The 17035-nt window shown below is 43.7% G+C and carries 15 protein-coding genes; 9 read left to right on the plus strand and 6 right to left on the minus strand.

Annotation, left to right across the window (positions count from 1 at the left end; genetic code table 11):
- Positions 1 to 37 precede the first annotated feature (37 nt).
- Positions 38 to 1405 (plus strand): diguanylate cyclase, encoded by a 1368-nt coding sequence (locus ACMXYU_RS09220; protein WP_415898412.1) that lies wholly within the window; start codon positions 38 to 40, stop codon positions 1403 to 1405.
- Between the two features lie 20 nt (positions 1406 to 1425).
- Here the strand turns inward: ACMXYU_RS09220 and ACMXYU_RS09225 are convergent, their stop codons facing one another.
- Entirely contained in the window at positions 1426 to 2418 is a 993-nt protein-coding gene (locus tag ACMXYU_RS09225) for a serine/threonine protein kinase (protein ID WP_415898413.1), read from the minus strand.
- Between the two features lie 166 nt (positions 2419 to 2584).
- Here ACMXYU_RS09225 and ACMXYU_RS09230 point away from each other — a divergent pair, with 166 nt between their 5' ends.
- The 4 genes from ACMXYU_RS09230 to ACMXYU_RS09245 all read left to right on the plus strand — a co-directional run bounded on the left by ACMXYU_RS09230 (position 2585) and on the right by ACMXYU_RS09245 (position 8343).
- The gene (locus ACMXYU_RS09230; protein WP_415898414.1) at positions 2585 to 3142 is read left to right on the plus strand and encodes a DUF2058 domain-containing protein; all 558 of its coding nucleotides are present in this window, start codon (positions 2585 to 2587) and stop codon (positions 3140 to 3142) included.
- Positions 3143 to 3183: 41 nt separating this feature from the next.
- Positions 3184 to 5169, plus strand: a complete 1986-nt coding sequence (locus ACMXYU_RS09235) for a cation:proton antiporter (RefSeq protein WP_415898415.1) — start codon at positions 3184 to 3186, stop codon at positions 5167 to 5169.
- A 158-nt stretch (positions 5170 to 5327) separates the two neighbouring features.
- On the plus strand, positions 5328 to 6470 hold the full coding sequence (locus tag ACMXYU_RS09240) for a DUF5610 domain-containing protein (protein WP_415898416.1): 1143 nt from the start codon (positions 5328 to 5330) through the stop codon (positions 6468 to 6470).
- A gap of 121 nt (positions 6471 to 6591) precedes the next feature.
- Positions 6592 to 8343 carry a DEAD/DEAH box helicase gene (locus ACMXYU_RS09245; protein WP_415901109.1) on the plus strand — a complete coding sequence of 584 codons (1752 nt, stop codon included), beginning with the start codon at positions 6592 to 6594 and terminating at the stop codon, positions 8341 to 8343.
- A 15-nt stretch (positions 8344 to 8358) separates the two neighbouring features.
- On the opposite strand, the gene ACMXYU_RS09250 is transcribed toward ACMXYU_RS09245, so the two are convergent.
- Positions 8359 to 8718 (minus strand): VOC family protein, encoded by a 360-nt coding sequence (locus tag ACMXYU_RS09250; protein WP_415898417.1) that lies wholly within the window; start codon positions 8716 to 8718, stop codon positions 8359 to 8361.
- A gap of 106 nt (positions 8719 to 8824) precedes the next feature.
- Here ACMXYU_RS09250 and ACMXYU_RS09255 point away from each other — a divergent pair, with 106 nt between their 5' ends.
- Complete coding sequence (locus ACMXYU_RS09255) at positions 8825 to 9580, plus strand: hypothetical protein (protein ID WP_415898418.1); 756 nt, start codon at positions 8825 to 8827, stop codon at positions 9578 to 9580.
- 92 nt (positions 9581 to 9672) lie between these two features.
- Here the strand turns inward: ACMXYU_RS09255 and cybH are convergent, their stop codons facing one another.
- From cybH to ACMXYU_RS09270, 3 genes are read right to left on the minus strand one after another with little or no spacing between them, the layout of a single operon-like run.
- On the minus strand, positions 9673 to 10431 hold the full coding sequence (cybH, locus tag ACMXYU_RS09260; protein WP_415898419.1) for a Ni/Fe-hydrogenase, b-type cytochrome subunit: 759 nt from the start codon (positions 10429 to 10431) through the stop codon (positions 9673 to 9675).
- Positions 10432 to 10479: 48 nt separating this feature from the next.
- Positions 10480 to 12288, minus strand: coding sequence for a nickel-dependent hydrogenase large subunit (locus ACMXYU_RS09265; RefSeq protein WP_415898420.1), 1809 nt, complete (start codon positions 12286 to 12288; stop codon positions 10480 to 10482).
- Positions 12288 to 13364: a hydrogenase small subunit gene (locus tag ACMXYU_RS09270; protein ID WP_415887894.1), complete on the minus strand. Its 1077-nt coding sequence runs from the start codon at positions 13362 to 13364 to the stop codon at positions 12288 to 12290. The genes ACMXYU_RS09265 and ACMXYU_RS09270 overlap by 1 nt, the downstream gene beginning before the upstream one ends.
- A 339-nt stretch (positions 13365 to 13703) precedes the next feature.
- Here ACMXYU_RS09270 and ACMXYU_RS09275 point away from each other — a divergent pair, with 339 nt between their 5' ends.
- The 3 genes from ACMXYU_RS09275 to ACMXYU_RS09285 all read left to right on the plus strand — a co-directional run bounded on the left by ACMXYU_RS09275 (position 13704) and on the right by ACMXYU_RS09285 (position 16623).
- Positions 13704 to 14108, plus strand: a complete 405-nt coding sequence (locus ACMXYU_RS09275; protein WP_415898421.1) for a bacteriohemerythrin — start codon at positions 13704 to 13706, stop codon at positions 14106 to 14108.
- A 241-nt stretch (positions 14109 to 14349) separates the two neighbouring features.
- Positions 14350 to 15432 (plus strand): histidinol-phosphate transaminase, encoded by a 1083-nt coding sequence (hisC, locus tag ACMXYU_RS09280; RefSeq protein ID WP_415898422.1) that lies wholly within the window; start codon positions 14350 to 14352, stop codon positions 15430 to 15432.
- 384 nt (positions 15433 to 15816) lie between these two features.
- Positions 15817 to 16623, plus strand: a complete 807-nt coding sequence (locus ACMXYU_RS09285) for a flagellin (RefSeq protein WP_415898423.1) — start codon at positions 15817 to 15819, stop codon at positions 16621 to 16623.
- A gap of 7 nt (positions 16624 to 16630) precedes the next feature.
- Here ACMXYU_RS09285 and ACMXYU_RS09290 read toward each other — a convergent pair whose 3' ends face one another.
- Positions 16631 to 17032 carry an Hpt domain-containing protein gene (locus ACMXYU_RS09290; RefSeq protein ID WP_415898424.1) on the minus strand — a complete coding sequence of 134 codons (402 nt, stop codon included), beginning with the start codon at positions 17030 to 17032 and terminating at the stop codon, positions 16631 to 16633.
- Between the last annotated feature and the right edge of the window lie 3 nt (positions 17033 to 17035).

Here is a 17035-nt window from a genome sequence, read left to right on the forward strand (position 1 = left end):
GTATATTCACCGAAATTTGCAGTGGTGTGTTCAGAACATGCAGAAATTTACACTTCGATTTTGTTTACCTTGGCTGGTCGGCCTAATCGTCACCGCATGTGCATTTGTCACGACTGGATGGCTGGTTAACTTAGATCACAATATCCATGATCAACAAGATAAAGCGCAGGTTGAAGCTAGAATCAATTATCTCACTTCGCGCATACAGCTCGCGCTGGATGACAACCTTATCATTATCGAAGCTTTGGAATCACTGCTTCTGCTACAAAACGATATAGATGAGAACGACTTTCAGATTTTAACCACACGATTTTTGTCCACTAGAACAACCATTCGACAAGCTCAATTGGCTCCCGATGCAATCGTTAAGCATATTTATCCCATCATTGATGGCAATAAAGTGCTTGGATTGGACCTACGAAAAATCCCTGAACAAAAAGAAGTGGTGGAGCGATCCATAGCGATGAAAGAGATGATCATGGCCGGCCCACTAGATCTAGTTCAAGGCGGACGAGGTGTTATTGCTAGACAACCCCTTTACAACCGTGAAGGCACTGAAACTAAGTTCTGGGGTTTCATCACAATAATCATAGATTTAGATAGGATATTCAAAGAGACGGGGCTAGCTCTAAGCGATGAGCTGGCTACCTACGCTATTCGCGGAAGTGATGCAAAAGGCAAGCAAGGAGATGTATTCTTTGGTTCCTCTTCAGTATTCGAAGAGGAGTATCTTAGTAGTTTCATAGAAGTCCCTGGTGGTTTTTGGCAACTGTCGGCACGACTCGATAATGATGACCATGTCCATGACATACCGATGTCATATTTAACCGGCTGGGCAGCCCTTGGCTCTCTGATTCTCGGCTTACTAAGCGGGTTTACATGTAGCCTACTCAATAAAACCTATCAACGCTCAATTAGTGATCCCCTTACATCACTCTTTAATAGGCAACATTTCAGAGAACTTGCAGATACAGAAATACAACGAGCACAAAGATATCAACTACCCTTATCGATCATCATGATCGACTTAGATTTTTTTAAGCAGATTAACGATAACTATGGACATCAAGCGGGAGATTATGTGCTTCAGAAGTCGGCCAAAATAATAGAATCAACCTTAAGAGTGGGAGATATTGCAGCACGTTACGGAGGTGAAGAGTTTATTGTTTTGTTGCCTCATAGCGACGAGGCTGACACTCAAATTTGTGCAGAAAGAATTAGAAAGGCGCTGAATACCAAAATAAAACTACGTGGCGCATATCATACGCTTTCAGCAAGCCTAGGCTGCGCCACCTTGGATTCTAACTACACTAATTATGACCAGCTAGTCAGCGGTGCTGACGATGCCCTCTTCTTAGCTAAAGATCGTGGTCGAAATATAGTTATAGCGACCAAGCAGCTTTAATATCCTACTCAAAATTAAGCTTAGAGAATCTTTAAAGGCTCTTCATTTAGTAACGCCAATTGCTCACGTAGTTGAAGAATATGCTCACCCCAGTAACGCTCGGTATTAAACCAACCAAAGCTATAAGGGAATGCTGGATCTTCCCAGCGGCGGCCAAGCCATGCACTGTAATGCATAATTCGTAAACTTCGGAGGACTTCGATCAAACGTAGCTCTTTGAGTTTAAAATCGTAAAACTCGTTGTAGCCATCGACTATTTCAGACAACTGTTGCGTCTGTTCATGTCGATCACCAGAGAGCAGCATCCAAATATCCTGCATCGCAGGTGCCATACGAGCATCATCAAAATCAACAAAATGAGGGGCATCATCACGCCATAGCATATTGCCTGAATGACAATCACCATGAACACGAATATGTTCTATCTCACCACACGCTTTTAAGATCTCATCAACACCCTGAAGAAGATCTCTAGCAACGGAATCGTAAGCTGGTTTAAGCTCTGCCGGAATAAACCGATCACTTAAGAATGCAACACTGTCATGGCCAAATGTCTGACTGGTCAAAGTCGGTCGGTGATCAAATTTTTTCGAAGCGCCCACCAGATGCATACGGCCCAATAAACGGCCTAGCGTAAAAAGATTATCAAGGTTATCGAGTTCAGGAGCATGCCCTCCTCTGCGAGGAAACAAAGCGAACATAAACCCTTCATAATCAAACAGGGTTTCCCCCTTTTCATTACACCAAGGGGTCACAGCAGGCAGAGATTGCTCCGCTAAATCGAAACTAAACTCATGCTCTTCTAGAATCTGCTCTCGACTCCAACGTTGAGGGCGATAGAACTTGGCAATCATCGGCTCTTGATCTTCTATGCCCACCTGATAAACACGGTTCTCGTAACTATTCAGAGGAAACGTACGACCGTCACACCAATGCCCTTGACTCTCAACCGCATCCATCAAGAATGATGGCGTTAACCGCTCAAAAGGGTGTGTTAGATCATGTTCAGACATAAAAAATCCAGCTATAAAATAATTGCAGGTGCAGGGTACGCTTTAGCCCATAGGTGAACAAGTCAAATTCCTAATAGATTTGCCCTATTTTCCGTTATTTTTTAAATAGTAGCGTTAACTTTTGTTATAGTTCCCAAATAATCAACAGAAGTAGTACGAGTAAGTTATGGCAGGTTCACTTAAAGATCAGTTGCTAAATATGGGACTGGTTGACCAGAAAAAAGCTAAGCAAGCAGATACTGAAAAGCGTAAGCAAAACAAAAAAGCGAAAAAGGCACGCAAATCGGGCCAGCAAGTTGTTGATACGCAAGCAGAGAAAAAGCTGGCGCTAGAAGAACAGCGTAAAGCTAAGCAAGAGCATGATCGTGAACTGAATCGTCAACGTGACGAAGAGCGCCGTAACAAAGAGATTGAAGCGCAATGCCGTCAGATGATCACACAGCAACAGATCGAGCTGCCCGAAGATGCCGAAGTAAGTTACAACTTTGTATACGATAATAAAGTTAAAACTATGTATGTAACTTCGCTCATTCAAGGGCAACTGTTCCGCGGCCAAGTAGCAATCGCTGCGTTAGATGAAAAGTTTTACCTGATCCCGGATAAATTTGCAGAGAAAATTGAGCAACGTCTGCCTAATTACGTTATTCGTGTTCAACCGGAAGAAGAACCAGAAGAAGATGATCCGTACGCGGATTATAAGATTCCAGACGACCTGATGTGGTAATTCTGCACATCAACAGCGTCTTCATGTAGTAAGGGATACGCATGTCACAGGGTTTTTTCGAGCAATTTTTGGTCATTTTATGTTGTGCCGTTGTTGCCACAACCCTGTTTCGGCGCATCAAACTCCCGCCTCTCCTTGCCTACTTAAGTGTTGGCGCTATTGTTGGCCCCTATAGTTTAGGGGTCGTCAAAGACACCCATAGCATTGAGCTACTCAGTGAACTAGGGGTTGTCTTTTTACTCTTTATGCTCGGCTTAGAGTTCTCAGTCTCGCGTATGTTTGCCATGCGCAAGGCTGTATTCGGTCTAGGCAGTTTGCAGGTCATTATCACCGCTGCCTGTTTGATGGCAATCTGCCACCTTTTTGGCCTGCCGCAAACCACCTCTTTAGTTATCGCCGGTGCACTCGCCCTATCATCTACAGCGATTGTAAGCCGCGAGCTGATTCAGCGTGACGAACTCAACAGCCCTCATGGCCAGCTTTCAGTTGGTACTTTAATCTTCCAAGACTTAGCGGCTGTATTCTTCCTAATCGTTGTCCCGACACTCAGTAGTTCGGCAACAGAGATAGACAGTGCCGAAGTCGCATTGATGCTACTTGAGGGCTCAACACTACTCATAATCCTATTGCTGGTTGGCCATATTGTGATGCCATTGCTGTTCCATGAATCAGCACGCAGCGGTTCCAGCGATGTGTTTGTTTTGACGACACTGGCGGCTGCCCTTTTAGCCGCTTGGATTACGCACGCTGCTGGTTTATCTATGGCCCTCGGAGGATTCTTAGCAGGAATGATGTTGGGTGAGAGTCGTTACAGATATCAACTAGAAGCCGATATACGCCCATTCAGAGATGTACTCTTAGGGCTGTTCTTTGTCTCTGTCGGGATGCAATTAGATCTATCTGCTCTAATCGACAGCTGGTATTGGATTATCCTGTTCAGTGTTAGCTTAATTCTGTTAAAGACTTTTATTATTACTCTTCTCGGTACGCTACTGCATAAAGACCCGGCAAATGCCTTAAGAGCAGGCCTCAGCCTTAGCCAAGGCGGTGAATTTGGTTTTGCCTTATTGGCTTTAGCCTTAGGTAATAATCTGATCGAGCCTGATATCAATACTATTGTTGTGTCTACGATCATCATCAGCATGATCGTCACGCCGATTTTGATGAACCACACTTACAGCCTGAGCCGTTGGTTGCACAAAGATGATCCGATTGAATCACCACAACAGAAATTGCCTGATGCCAGCCAGCTAAATCCGCATAATTTAGATAAACATGTGATTATCTGTGGCTTTGGCCGTGTGGGTCAGATCATCGCGCGCTTCTTAGACCAAGCAAACATCCCATACATTGTCGTAGATAATGATCCGGTGCGTGTAATGGAAGCTGCTACAGCAGGCGAACACATCTGTTTTGGTGATGCCAAACGAGATGATGTGATGGCCGCTGTTGGTGCTGACCGTGCGCGGATGTTGATCCTTAGTTTTCCCGAAGCCGAAACAGCGATGCAAGCGCTTAAGCATATACGTACCCGCTTCTCGACTTTACCTATTTTGGTTAGAACACGGGATGATTCTCAGATCGAAGCATTTCAGAATGCTGGAGCCACCGAAATTATTCCTGAAGCTTTGGAAGGCAGCTTAATGATGGTTTCCCATGTTCTGTCTATGCTGGGTATCAACCATCAACAAATTGAACAACAAATAAATCAAGTACGCGCAGAAAGGTACAACCTTCTACATGGCTACTATCACGGCCAGCATTCCGAAAAAATTGATAGTAAAGGCCGTATGAAAGAGATACTGCATCCCGTTCAAATTGAAAATAACTGCAAGTCGATTGGTAAAACTCTGCGAGATATTCCTTTATCAAAGCACCAAGTCTCTGTGGCAATGATCCGTCGTGGTGATCAATCTGAACACAGCCCAAGTGGCGATACACATATACAGCAGGGAGATATCATCATCCTTCAAGGGCCGAATGATAAGATTGAAATCGCGGAATCGATCATCCTAGATGGGAAGTAGTTTTTACTTTTTCCCTCTAACCTTTAGATGAAACAATTTCATTAGTTACGCTTTTTATTAAAGTCTCTCAACAAAACGTCGATAACCCTCTTATATTTAGTAGTACAACTAAAACAATGGGATCATTTGATCCTTTTTTGTCTGTGGAGGAAAACACCGTGCAAGTTCTATTAAGCAGCCAAGCAGCCTACTCTCAGGTTCGCCAGGAAACACTGGTTACGGGCGGGTTTGCTGATGGTAAAGATAGCAACGGTCGTTCTGCATCTGCGGCAGATAAGTTAGTAGCCAAACTAGCAGAAAACATTCCGGGTATGAGTGCATCAGAGATGAAAAGTCTCGACGCTAATGATTACTCTCCGGAAAAAGTTGCATCACGTATCTCCGACTTTGTAGCACAAGGCCTTGAACAAGCCCGTGCCCGCGGAGCGTCTGATGCTGACCTAGATCGTATGTATAAAGCGGCCGTTTCAGGTGTAGAAAAAGGCTTTAAAGAAGCAACTGAGATTCTAGAAGATCTCAATATGTTAACCCCTGATATCTCCGCAACAATCGAGCAAACCAAAGATCTGACGTTCGAAGCGCTGGCCGGCCTTGCGCCTACCAACGAAACAGCGTCCACACGCCAGACTTCTATCTCTGCTGCTGAACGTTATTCAAAAGCTGAGTCTTTCTCCCTTGATGTCATGACCCAGGAAGGAGACAAAGTTTCAATTCGTTTCAACAGTGAAGCAAGTCAAACAGCCTCTTTAGGCGCCTACTCTGACGGTAACAGTAGCGCTGTATCTTTCGGCCTTGAGCGTACCGCCAGCAGTAGCTATAGCTTTAGTGTTGAGGGTGATCTAAACGAAGACGAGTTAGACGCGCTGACAACCCTAATTCAGGATATCAATCTTATTGCCGAAGACTTCTTCAGCGGTGATGTTCAAGACGCTTTTGAACAAGCAGCTGAATTTGAAATGGACAAATCCGAGTTGATGAACTTGAATGTAACTATGACTCAATCAGCAAGTTACTCAGCGGTAGCTGCTTATGAGCAAGTGCAACAACTAGATAACCCATTAGGCAATAATGGCCGCCACTTAGGCCAGATGATGAACAACTTCGATAATTTGGTTGCTAACCCAGCCATGGCATTCTTAGAAGACAGTTCATTATTCGGGGTAGATCTATTGGACAGCTTGATTCATCAAGATATCCGCTACAAAGATGCTGATGAAGAATCCCAGAGCAAACTGGATGATAACTTCGGTCTTTTGCGTGACCTTATGACCCGGTTTGATCAGGACGACGCAGACGATTAACCCCCCTTCTTAATCGCTGCGATACTTTAAACCGGCCTACTTAGGCCGGTTTTTTTATCTTTAGGTTTTTTATAAATACTTAGAGTATTATTCTTCCATCTATTATTGATCTTTAATGACAATGGCCAACTCCTTTTCCCTACGCCCCTATCAACAAGAAGCCGTTGATGCGACATTAAATCACTTTCGCAAATCAAACGATCCTGCTGTTATCGTACTACCAACGGGCGCCGGCAAAAGCCTTGTTATAGCAGAGCTTGCTCGCTTAGCACGTAAAAAAATTATGGTGCTAGCTCATGTCAAAGAGTTGGTTGAGCAAAATCACGCTAAGTATGAAGGCTATGGTTTAGAAGGTGGTATTTTTGCAGCGGGCTTGAATCGCAAAGAGATCGAAAAACAGGTTACGTTTGCCAGTGTGCAATCTGTAGCAGCGAATATTGATCTTTTTAATAACGAATATTCGTTACTGATCGTCGACGAGTGCCACCGCATTAATGACGACGAAGATAGCCAATACGGACGAATCATCAGCAAACTCCAAGAGATCAATCCCAACCTAAAAGTGCTTGGGTTAACAGCTACGCCTTACAGAATGGGGATGGGCTGGATCTATCAGCAGCATTATCGTGGTTTTGTTAGAAGCGAGCAGGAAAAACCATTTCGTAACTGCATCTACGAACTCCCGCTCAGTTACATGATTAGCCGTAACTACTTAACTCCTCCAGAAATGGAAGATGCAGCAATCGCGCAATATGACTTTTCAGCCTTAGATCAAACTGCATTTGGCACTTATGCTGAAAAAGATATCAATAATCTACTAACAAAATACAATCGCGTCACTAGGGCGATCATTGAACAAATAATTGAACGTGCTCAAGATCGCCAAGGCGTGATGATCTTTGCAGCAACAGTTGATCACGCCAAAGAGATCAGCACTTACCTTCCCGAAGATCAAACCGCTTTGATCACTGGTTCCTCCACCAGCGAAGATAGAGACCGCTTGATCAGTGACTTCAAGCTTAAGAAAATAAAGTATCTGGTTAACGTATCCGTTCTTACGACAGGATTTGATGCTCCCCATGTCGATTTAATTGCAATTTTAAGGCCCACCGAATCTGTTAGCCTGTATCAACAGATTGTTGGGCGCGGTCTGAGGCTCGCCCCTGGAAAGAAAGATTGCTTAGTCATCGACTACGCAGGCAATAACTATAACCTGCATCATCCGGAAGTGGGTGAAAAACGTCCTTCCCCGGATTCCGAACCGGTACAAGTATTTTGCCCTTCCTGTGGCTTTGCCAATATCTTTTGGGGTAAAACAGACAGCGATGGCAAAGTAATTGAGCATCATGGCCGACGCTGCAAAGGTCTGCTTGAAAGCGACGAAAGTGACACGCCTTCAGAGCAGTGTGATTTTCGCTTTCGATTTAAAGAATGCCCTCACTGTAATGCTGAAAATGATATCGCTGCCCGTAAATGTCACCAGTGCAATAAAGCGATTATCGACCCAGACGATCAATTAAAAGATGCACTGAAACTGAAAGATGCCATGGTGATCCGATGTGCTGGGTTATCGTTGATCCAGAATCAGTCCAAGCTTCAGGTCATTTATCATGGCGAAGAAGGCGAAGAACTGAAGGAGAGCTTCGATTTTGCTAAGCCTGCCCAGTTAAAGCGCTTTAATGAAATATTTGGGCGCCGGGTTGCGAATAGGCAAGCACCCCAAAACTTTTCAAACATAGAAGAAGCGATAGCTTATGAATCACTTCTAGTTGCACCAGATTTTGTCATTGGACGTGAGCAAAAACACTATTGGCGTGTGCAAGAGAGAATATTTGATTACCAAGGTCGATATCGTAAAGCTAACCAGCTTTAAATTGATATCACAGCTTTATTCTTGATCTGACCAAACAGCCAGTTCATTGCCATTTGGATCAAGAAAATGAAAACGTCGCCCGCCGGGAAAACTGAAAATTGGTACTTTGATCTCACCACCAGCTGATTCAATTAGCGCCTGACTCGCCTCAAGGTTTGTACTATACAAAACCACCAGTGCAGCACCATTACTTGAATTGGATTTCAGATCAGCTTTATAAAAACCACCCGCTAATCCTGCGCCTTCAAAAGCGCTATATTCAGGCCCATAGTCGGTAAACTTCCAGTTAAAAAGGTCAGAGTAAAAGCGCTTAGTGCCTCCTAAATTATTAGCCGGTAACTCAATGTAATTAATTTGATTGTGCGCAGAACTCATTTCACATCCTCTTGATTTGAAAACTTGCAAAACCCAAAAAGCGTCTATGCTTTGTATATACCTTCGTTAAAAGCAACCAATTCAGTCTGATCTGATTGGAGTAAGAATGACATACAAGGTATTTATTACAACAGTTACCATGTTAATAACTTCAAATTTCCTCGCGGCTGCAGAATTGGTCGAAGGACAAACCTGCCCCGTTACTTTTAAAAATGAGCCGATTGGTTCACTGATCCTTTCCAAACCTTGGTATCACAGTAGTCGAAGTAATGCTCACTACATTGCGAGTGACAACGCCACTGGGATAGGTATCGAAATTCATTTAAAAAATAACTTTAGTGGGCAGGTGGATGGTTTAAATCTGGCTGATTGCGATCGCTTTAGGCTATTACAAATTCGCACAACAACAGCCAAACTACTACCCGGAGAGAAAAACATTCAGATTGATGTACCCGATCAATTCACCAACCCTTTTTATGACAGCGCCCCTCTTGAGCACGGTTACGGCCTACATCAAACACCCATAGATGATTCAGATAAACCTTGGCAAGGTCGGCCGTACCGAGACTCTGCTGTCGCACTTTATGACACACCCTATGTTTCCGATAGCTGGGGGATTGAAGGTCAAGATATTGAGGTTAAGTTTGAAACCTGTGCTGTATGTGAAAGAGAAAGCCAATTCGATACTGTTTTATCTTGTGGCCATTGGGGCTATCGCAGAGATTATATGGGAGGAATGACCGGCTGGAGCGAACCTGAATTTACTGGTTTTCAATGTTCAGACTCCCCCAGTCCTGACTTTCAAAAAACGCTTAATCTTTCAAACCGAATTGAATACTCATACTGGATTCACTGGCGTTAGCGGCTTTGTAGCTTTAACGTACCTACGATCATCACCTTCAGATAAAAAAACCGGGTCATTGCCCGGTTTCCAGTGACTCGTTTACCAGAATATTAATCTGGACGGTCATCCTTAAACATTCGCCATCCACCAATCATGGTCGAGATCAGACTCTGGCGCGACATAATATCTTCACGAATCGCCACATAAACGTGGATCAAGATAAACGTGATCAGATACCACATACCTAGGCGATGCCAAGTATGTACATCTTGGCTTTGCCCCATGAGCGGGATAACCCAACCAAACAATGTATCTGCCCAACTGTCCTGACCCAGGCCTTCACCGTATAAAGCAAATCCTGTGACGATCATGAACATCATTCCGAGCACGAAGAAGAAAAACATCCCCACCTGAGCCAGTGGATTGTGACCGATATATTTCTTAGGAGTCTTCTCCAAGAACAGATACCAGCGTACCTCATGCCATGCTTCTTTCCAGAATTTACCGCTAAAGAACGGCGGCACAAACAGTTCACGTGCATGATGGTTACCCACGAACGCCCAATAGATACGACCAAGAAATCCGATAGTTACGATATAGCCCGCCGTGAAATGTGCAAAGCGGATGTAACCCATCAGATAGTTATCGATAGCTTCACCCGGCATCGTTGGTAAAGGAACACCAATAAAATAGCCCGTTACACAAAGCGTGATAATCGAAAAGACAGTGACCCAGTGCCATAAACGTAATGGTGCTTCATACACATAAACAGCAGTCTGTTTACGGGTAATAACTGGCTCGCCGACAACTTGATCTGAAGCGACTTCCTGAGCTTTATCTGACTTATTAGGTTTAACCGATGCAGTCATATAAATAACCTCCTGAATTTAGGCGCTGAATCAACAGCGCCACTATTCTTATCGAATTTTCACCTTAGTCAGCTCTTGACCATCCTCAGACATCACGTGTGTTGAACACGCAAGGCATGGGTCAAAACTATGAAGGGTGCGAAGAATTTCAACCGGCTCATCAGGACGCTCCATTGGTGTATCCAGCAAGGAAGCTTCAAATGCACCAATATTACCTTTGCTATCACGAGGCGAACCATTCCAAGTGGTAGGAACGATTGCTTGATAGTTCTCGATTTTGCCATCTTTGATCTTGATCCAGTGACCCAAAGCGCCGCGAGGAGCTTCGTTAATGCCAACTCCCATTGCCTCTTTTGGCCAACTACTTGGATCCCATTTCTCAACATTGGCAGTCGAGCTATCACCCGCTTTAATGTTGTTAACCAGTTGGTACCAATCATCCAACATAGTATCCGCACAAAGCTGACACTCCAGTGCACGTGCCAATGTTCGGCCTAATGTACTTGGTAAGAACTGTTTAATACCCAAATCTAAGCCCGTAGACTGATTGAATTCAGATAAAGAGCGATCAACCTGCTCCTGAACGTGCTCAGTACCAGAAGCATAAGCAATGATATATCGAGCAAGAGGCCCCACTTCCATTGCATGACCACGCCAGCGCGGTGCTTTAATCCAGCTGTATTTAGCAGATTCATCCAGTTCTTTAATATCTGTTTTGGTACCCTTTGTGTTAGGGCCAAGCTCAAAACTAGGCTCTGTCTCACCTTCCCATGGGTGCAAGCCCTGTTTCTCACCTTCGTAGCGGTACCAAGAGTGATCAACAAACTCCTTAATCTGCTCTGGATCACGCACATCAACAGGGTGAACCTCATCCCAGTTACCATTAACAATCGCACCAGCAGGAAGCAGATCTGTAGATTTGTCATATGGCACTTGAGTGTAAGTACCATAAGACAGAAGGTTCTCTGAAGCTAAGCCACCACCGTATAACCAATTTTTGTAGATACCAGCAATTGCCATAACATCAGGGATGTATACGTTCTTAGTAAACTCTTGCGCTTCACGGATACGCTCTAAGACATAGTTCAAACTAGTCATATTGATTGGCGCGCCTGAAGCACCAACATCATCCAAGTTAATTGCACATGGAACACCGCCCACCATGTAGTTAGGATGCGGATTCTTACCACCGAAGATGGTATGAATTTTTACCACCTCTTTTTGGAAATCAAGTGCTTCAAGATAATGAGCAACCGCCATCAAATCGGCTTCTGGAGGAAGTTTGTAAGCAGGGTTATCCCAATAGCCGTTAGCAAACAGTCCTAGTTGGCCACTTTCAACAAACTTTTTAAGGCGCGTTTGTACATCCTTAAAATAGCCTGGGCTAGATTTCGAATGATGAGGAGAGACCATCTGCTGTAGTTCAGAGGTAGCTTTAGGATCGGCTTTAAGAGCGTTAACTGGATTCACCCAGTCCAACGCATGTAGATGATAAAAATGTACGATGTGATCGTGAATCTGTAGAGTTTTATCCATCATGTGACGGATAAGGTGTGCATTCAAAGGCACCTGAATGCCTAAAGCATCTTCTACCGCACGTACCGATGTCAAAGCATGAGTACCTGTACAAACGCCACAAATTCGCTCAACAAAGGCCCAAGCATCACGTGGATCACGACCTTTAAGAATCACTTCGAGGCCACGCCACATGGTGCCTGTTGATACAGCGTTACGAATAACGTTGTTTTCATCAACATTCACCTCACAACGCATATGTCCTTCAATTCGGGTTACAGGGTCTACAACAATGCGTCGGCCACTGTTATCTAAATCACTCGCATTAAATGGCTTATTCATTATTCCTGATCTCCTTTATGCTGAGCACGCTTAACCGCACTTACCGCCGCATGCGCAGCAACAGCGGCACCAACACCACCCGCTACAGCCATACCAATCTCATCTGCATTTTTCTCGATACCAAACTGATGAATATCGGTTAAACGGTTATAGAACGAACCTTTGTCCCAGAAACCATCTTCAGAACAACCAATACAACCGTGACCGGCCTGAATTGGGAAAGAGACACCCTCATTCCAACGTACAGTTGAACAAGCGTTATAAGTAGTTGGGCCTTTACACCCCACTTTATAAAGGCAGTAACCTTTACGTGCGCCTTCATCATCCCACTCTTCTACGAACTGGCCTGCATCAAAGTGTGGACGGCGATAACACTTATCGTGAATACGCTGGCTGTAGAACATTTTTGGACGACCTTGACGGTCTAGTTCAGGCATTTTGCCGAAGGTCAGCATATAGGTGATCACACCGGTCATTACCTCAGCGATTGGAGGACAACCTGGTACTTTGATAATTGGTTTATCAGTAATAACTTTATGGATAGGTACCGCTTGGGTTGGGTTTGGACGTGCAGCTTGAACACAGCCCCAAGATGCACAAGAGCCCCATGCGATAATGGCAGCAGCATCCTTGGCTGCATACTTCAGTTTTTCAACAAAAGGTTTACCACCGGAGATACAGAACATACCATCTTCATTTAATGGCGGGTTACCTTCTACGGCAAGGATGTATTTACCTTTATATTTTTCCATCGTTTCATAAAGGATTTCCTGCGCTTGGTGGCCAGCTGAAGCCATCAAGGTGTCGTCGTAATCCAAAGAGATCATGGATAGAACAACATCTTTTACCAACGGGTGAGCCGAACGAATAAACGATTCAGAACAGCAAGTACACTCTAAACCATGCAACCAGATTACCGGTGTACGCTCTTTGGTTTCCATTGCATGCGCAATTCTAGGTGCAAATGTTGGCCCTAAACCTAAGGCTGCAGCCGTTAAGCTACAATATTTCAGGAAGCTACGACGCGTAATACCCTGACGTCGCATAACCTCATAGAAGGTTTCAATTTGTGACATATGTCTCTCCGCCAATGCCAGCCACCACAGCTATGCCCTCATCTTTGATTAGCTATGCATAACTACGTGTAACATTTTTATTTTTTTGTTCAGTCATCTATTGGCAAAGTTCGGGCCAAAAATATTATTCTTGTTTTTCAACAACTTATTTGCAGGTTAAGATTTAGAGAGGGATAAAGACTAACCACTCATCCAGATAAAATGGTTAATCCCTTAACACTTATAAAGTCTGAGGTCATTTAGATGTATTTTAGACATATGTTTATTGACTGACATCAATATCTAAAAAGCGTCGAAGAGATAAGATGGATTTGCATTTCCATTAGAGAGGACTTACCTATGCAAGTTGAAGTAACTGATATCCCACAAGTCGCGGTTGATTTTATGAATGATGATCATGCAGAAGCTGTCACCCTTCTTAATCAGTTATTCAACACTTTGGAAACAGGTAATGACCGTGAAGTTGATGGTGCTTTATCCGGCTTTTACCAACACAATGCCGAACACTTCGCCCGCGAAGAAGAACAGATGATACGAATGAACTTCCCACCCTATACATGCCATAAAGGTGAGCATGAACGCGTTTTACAGGAGATACGTCAAACTCAACAACAATGGCAAGCAAACCATAACCGCGCAGAATTAAACAGCTACCTTAAAAACACTGTAATCCCTTGGTTTGTAAATCATATTAATACCATGGATACAGTAACAGCTATGTTTATCAGCCGTCATTGCGCCTAAATAGTACCGGCCACTATGAATCCGAATTTTAACTAACAGTCGAGCCTCCCCTCTCGGCTGTTAACCTTGCACTGTACTCGAAAGAAATGCTAGCAAGATAACGGTATAAAGGCTCTTGCCATAGATTAAGAATCCAGTCTGTTGTTAAACGCGTAAACAAATTCTGCTATCCTTCTGCGAAATTATTCACTCATGCCAAATAACACAGCAAAGTGCTGTCTTCGAGTATTACGGATCAATAATGAGCAAATATTGGAGTGACGCAATTCAGCGTCTAACACCTTACGTGCCGGGTGAGCAGCCTAAAGAAAGCGGTATCACAAAGTTAAACACCAACGAAAACCCTTACCCTCCTTCGCCGAAGGCGGCAGCGGTGATCAATAACTTTGATACAGCTAGGTTACGACTCTACTCCGACCCAGATTGCACTCAGTTAAAAGATGCACTTGCTAACCACTTTGAAGTTGAGCGTAAGAATGTCTTTGTTGGTAACGGTTCTGATGAGGTACTTGCTCATACCTTTGCAGCGTTCTTCCAACAAGAACAACCTCTGCTGATGCCAGAATTCACATACAGTTTCTATCCGGTTTACTGCAATCTTTTTGATATCGAATTTAAGCTGTTACCCCTAGGTGATAACTTTGAGTTAAACCTAGAAGACTATAACCAGCCAAATGGCGGTATTATTTTCGCTAACCCGAATGCGCCAACTAGCCGAGCAATTGAGTTAGGTGATATTGAAGCATTAGCTCAACGCAATACAGAAACCGTGATTGTGGTTGATGAAGCCTATGTAGATTTTGGCGCTTCTAGCGCTGTTGAATTAACCCAAAAATATGACAATGTTTTGGTGATTCAGACCTTCTCCAAATCTCGTTCTCTAGCAGGTATGCGAGTTGGATTCGCAATTGGTCACGAAGATTTGATTGCAGGTCTAGAACGCGTTAAAAATAGTTTTAACTCTTACCCTCTAGACATGCTAGCAATTGAATCAGCCGTTGCCGCTGTTGAAGATAACGACTACTTCGAAGCGACTACGAAGAAAATTATCGAGACACGTGAGTGGACGGTTAATCGTTTAGAAGAGTTAGGTTTTATTAGCTTACCGTCTAAAACTAACTTCTTATTCAGCACGCACCGCTTTATTGAGGCCGCTGAATTGATGGGTTTCCTTCGTACGAAGAAGGTCCTGGTACGCTACTTCAGCAAACCAGGTATCGATAATTACCTTCGCATATCGATTGGTACACAAGAAGAGATGGAACTGCTAATCAGTACCTTAGAACAACATCCTGATATCTGTAAGATGCCTATTGAGTCTTAAAAAAGCACTGCTTACCTGCAATAAAACCTCTGATAAAGCTGCCTTTCAGGTAGCTTTATCTTATTAGACCCTTAGATTAATCAAACTTCAGTAATACTCAATATACAGGGTCAAAAAGGTGTAAATACCCCTGCTTATTTAATGGACACTAAGGAACCATTGGCGTCACGAATATTTATACCTATTATTAGTTTTACTTTAGGGCTGCTTCTTTACCTAGAGTTTATGAGTACAACGGTTTTGTACTCGTCCGTGTTTATTCCATTGCAAGATTTCAGGGCGCACAGTTGTGCGCCCTTTTTTTATCCATTTCACCTGAACAAAAATCAACTCATAAACCGTGTGTACGCACTATACTGATATAGTTAAATCAGGAGCGCACTCATGCCTATAAATCCAACTGGGTTTGCTACCAGCCCCTACTCTCAATTCAATCAGATTCAGAATCGAATAAATGAAACTGAAGAACAGCTTGCTTCCGGCCAGCGAATAAATAATGCAGCGATCGATCCTGCCGGCCTGCAAGTACTTATCGACTTCCAAACTCAAATTAGAGGAAATAGCGCAGCCATTCGGAATAGTCTTGATGGTGTATCAGCACTTCAGATTGCAGATGGTGGTATTAATCAAGTCAATGATTCGCTACAACGTATTCGCGAACTGTCCATTCAAGCTCAAAATGGGATTCTAAATGAAAGTGACCGTTCAGCCTTGCAAAGTGAAGCAGATGCCCTATTAAGCGGCATACAGGATACCCTGGGACAAAGTACTTTTAACGGCCAATCATTACTCGCAGAAGATGGTCAGCTCCGCCTGCAAACAGGCCCGGGTACAGAGGATTCTCAAAACATAAGTACTTTCAATGTCAGTGATGAGTTTGATAACAGTGGTCTATTCACTTTAGATATTAGCAACGCAGGCGCTCTAGACATTATCGATCAAAGCCAGTCGTTTTTAGCGACGGTATCAGGTGAAATAGGTGCAAGCCAAAACAGATTAGACAGCACGATAAACACACTTACCGAAACTAATATAAATGAAGCGTCAGCAGCATCTGTGATTGGTGACACTGACTTTGCTCAAACGGTTTCAGAACGTGCTACCGCCCTTATTCAGCAAGATGTAGGTATCGCACTGCAAGCTCAAGCCAATGCTAACCGAGGGCTCGTGCTCAACTTACTCGGATCGTAAAGGGCAGTTAAGAGAGTAAATTAGACTGGAGTACTGCACGTTTAAAATCAGCCAAACTAACGTGTAAACAATCCAAGAGTTGGGGTTCTGAAATGCTCTCATTTTGCCTAGCTTTTTGTTCTACAAAACCAGCCAAAGCACCTAACCTTTCGCCCCCTAACATACGAGACGAACCTTTTAGGGAATGAGCAACTTTTCTTAGTTTTGTTTGATCAACGTCATCAAGCGCCTGACCAATATCGTTAATCTCGCGCTGAGCACTTTCCCAGTAGAGATTAAAAACATGATCTAGATATTTAGCCTCTAGCTTTAGTGCAATTACTGTTGCCTCATTGAAGGCAGGCAACGACATCAACTCACTTAAAGGCTCAGACGAAGACATGTTTGTTACGTTTACTTGATCGGCCACTGT

The sequence above is a fragment of the Neptuniibacter sp. QD48_11 genome, from assembly GCF_047778095.1.
Taxonomy (GTDB): domain Bacteria; phylum Pseudomonadota; class Gammaproteobacteria; order Pseudomonadales; family Balneatricaceae; genus Neptuniibacter.

What these genes read in the sequence shown, in the direction of transcription:
- ACMXYU_RS09230 (WP_415898414.1), top strand. Translation starts at nt 2,585, where the DNA reads ATGGCAGGTTCACTTAAAGATCAGTTGCTAAATATGGGACTGGTTGAC.
- ACMXYU_RS09275 (WP_415898421.1), top strand. Translation starts at nt 13,704, where the DNA reads ATGCAAGTTGAAGTAACTGATATCCCACAAGTCGCGGTTGATTTTATG.
- ACMXYU_RS09235 (WP_415898415.1), top strand. Translation starts at nt 3,184, where the DNA reads ATGTCACAGGGTTTTTTCGAGCAATTTTTGGTCATTTTATGTTGTGCC.
- ACMXYU_RS09270 (WP_415887894.1), bottom strand. Translation starts at nt 13,364, where the DNA reads ATGTCACAAATTGAAACCTTCTATGAGGTTATGCGACGTCAGGGTATT.
- ACMXYU_RS09220 (WP_415898412.1), top strand. Translation starts at nt 38, where the DNA reads ATGCAGAAATTTACACTTCGATTTTGTTTACCTTGGCTGGTCGGCCTA.
- ACMXYU_RS09245 (WP_415901109.1), top strand. Translation starts at nt 6,592, where the DNA reads ATGGCCAACTCCTTTTCCCTACGCCCCTATCAACAAGAAGCCGTTGAT.
- cybH (WP_415898419.1), bottom strand. Translation starts at nt 10,431, where the DNA reads ATGACTGCATCGGTTAAACCTAATAAGTCAGATAAAGCTCAGGAAGTC.
- ACMXYU_RS09225 (WP_415898413.1), bottom strand. Translation starts at nt 2,418, where the DNA reads ATGTCTGAACATGATCTAACACACCCTTTTGAGCGGTTAACGCCATCA.
- ACMXYU_RS09285 (WP_415898423.1), top strand. Translation starts at nt 15,817, where the DNA reads ATGCCTATAAATCCAACTGGGTTTGCTACCAGCCCCTACTCTCAATTC.
- ACMXYU_RS09255 (WP_415898418.1), top strand. Translation starts at nt 8,825, where the DNA reads ATGACATACAAGGTATTTATTACAACAGTTACCATGTTAATAACTTCA.
- ACMXYU_RS09265 (WP_415898420.1), bottom strand. Translation starts at nt 12,288, where the DNA reads ATGAATAAGCCATTTAATGCGAGTGATTTAGATAACAGTGGCCGACGC.
- hisC (WP_415898422.1), top strand. Translation starts at nt 14,350, where the DNA reads ATGAGCAAATATTGGAGTGACGCAATTCAGCGTCTAACACCTTACGTG.
- ACMXYU_RS09250 (WP_415898417.1), bottom strand. Translation starts at nt 8,718, where the DNA reads ATGAGTTCTGCGCACAATCAAATTAATTACATTGAGTTACCGGCTAAT.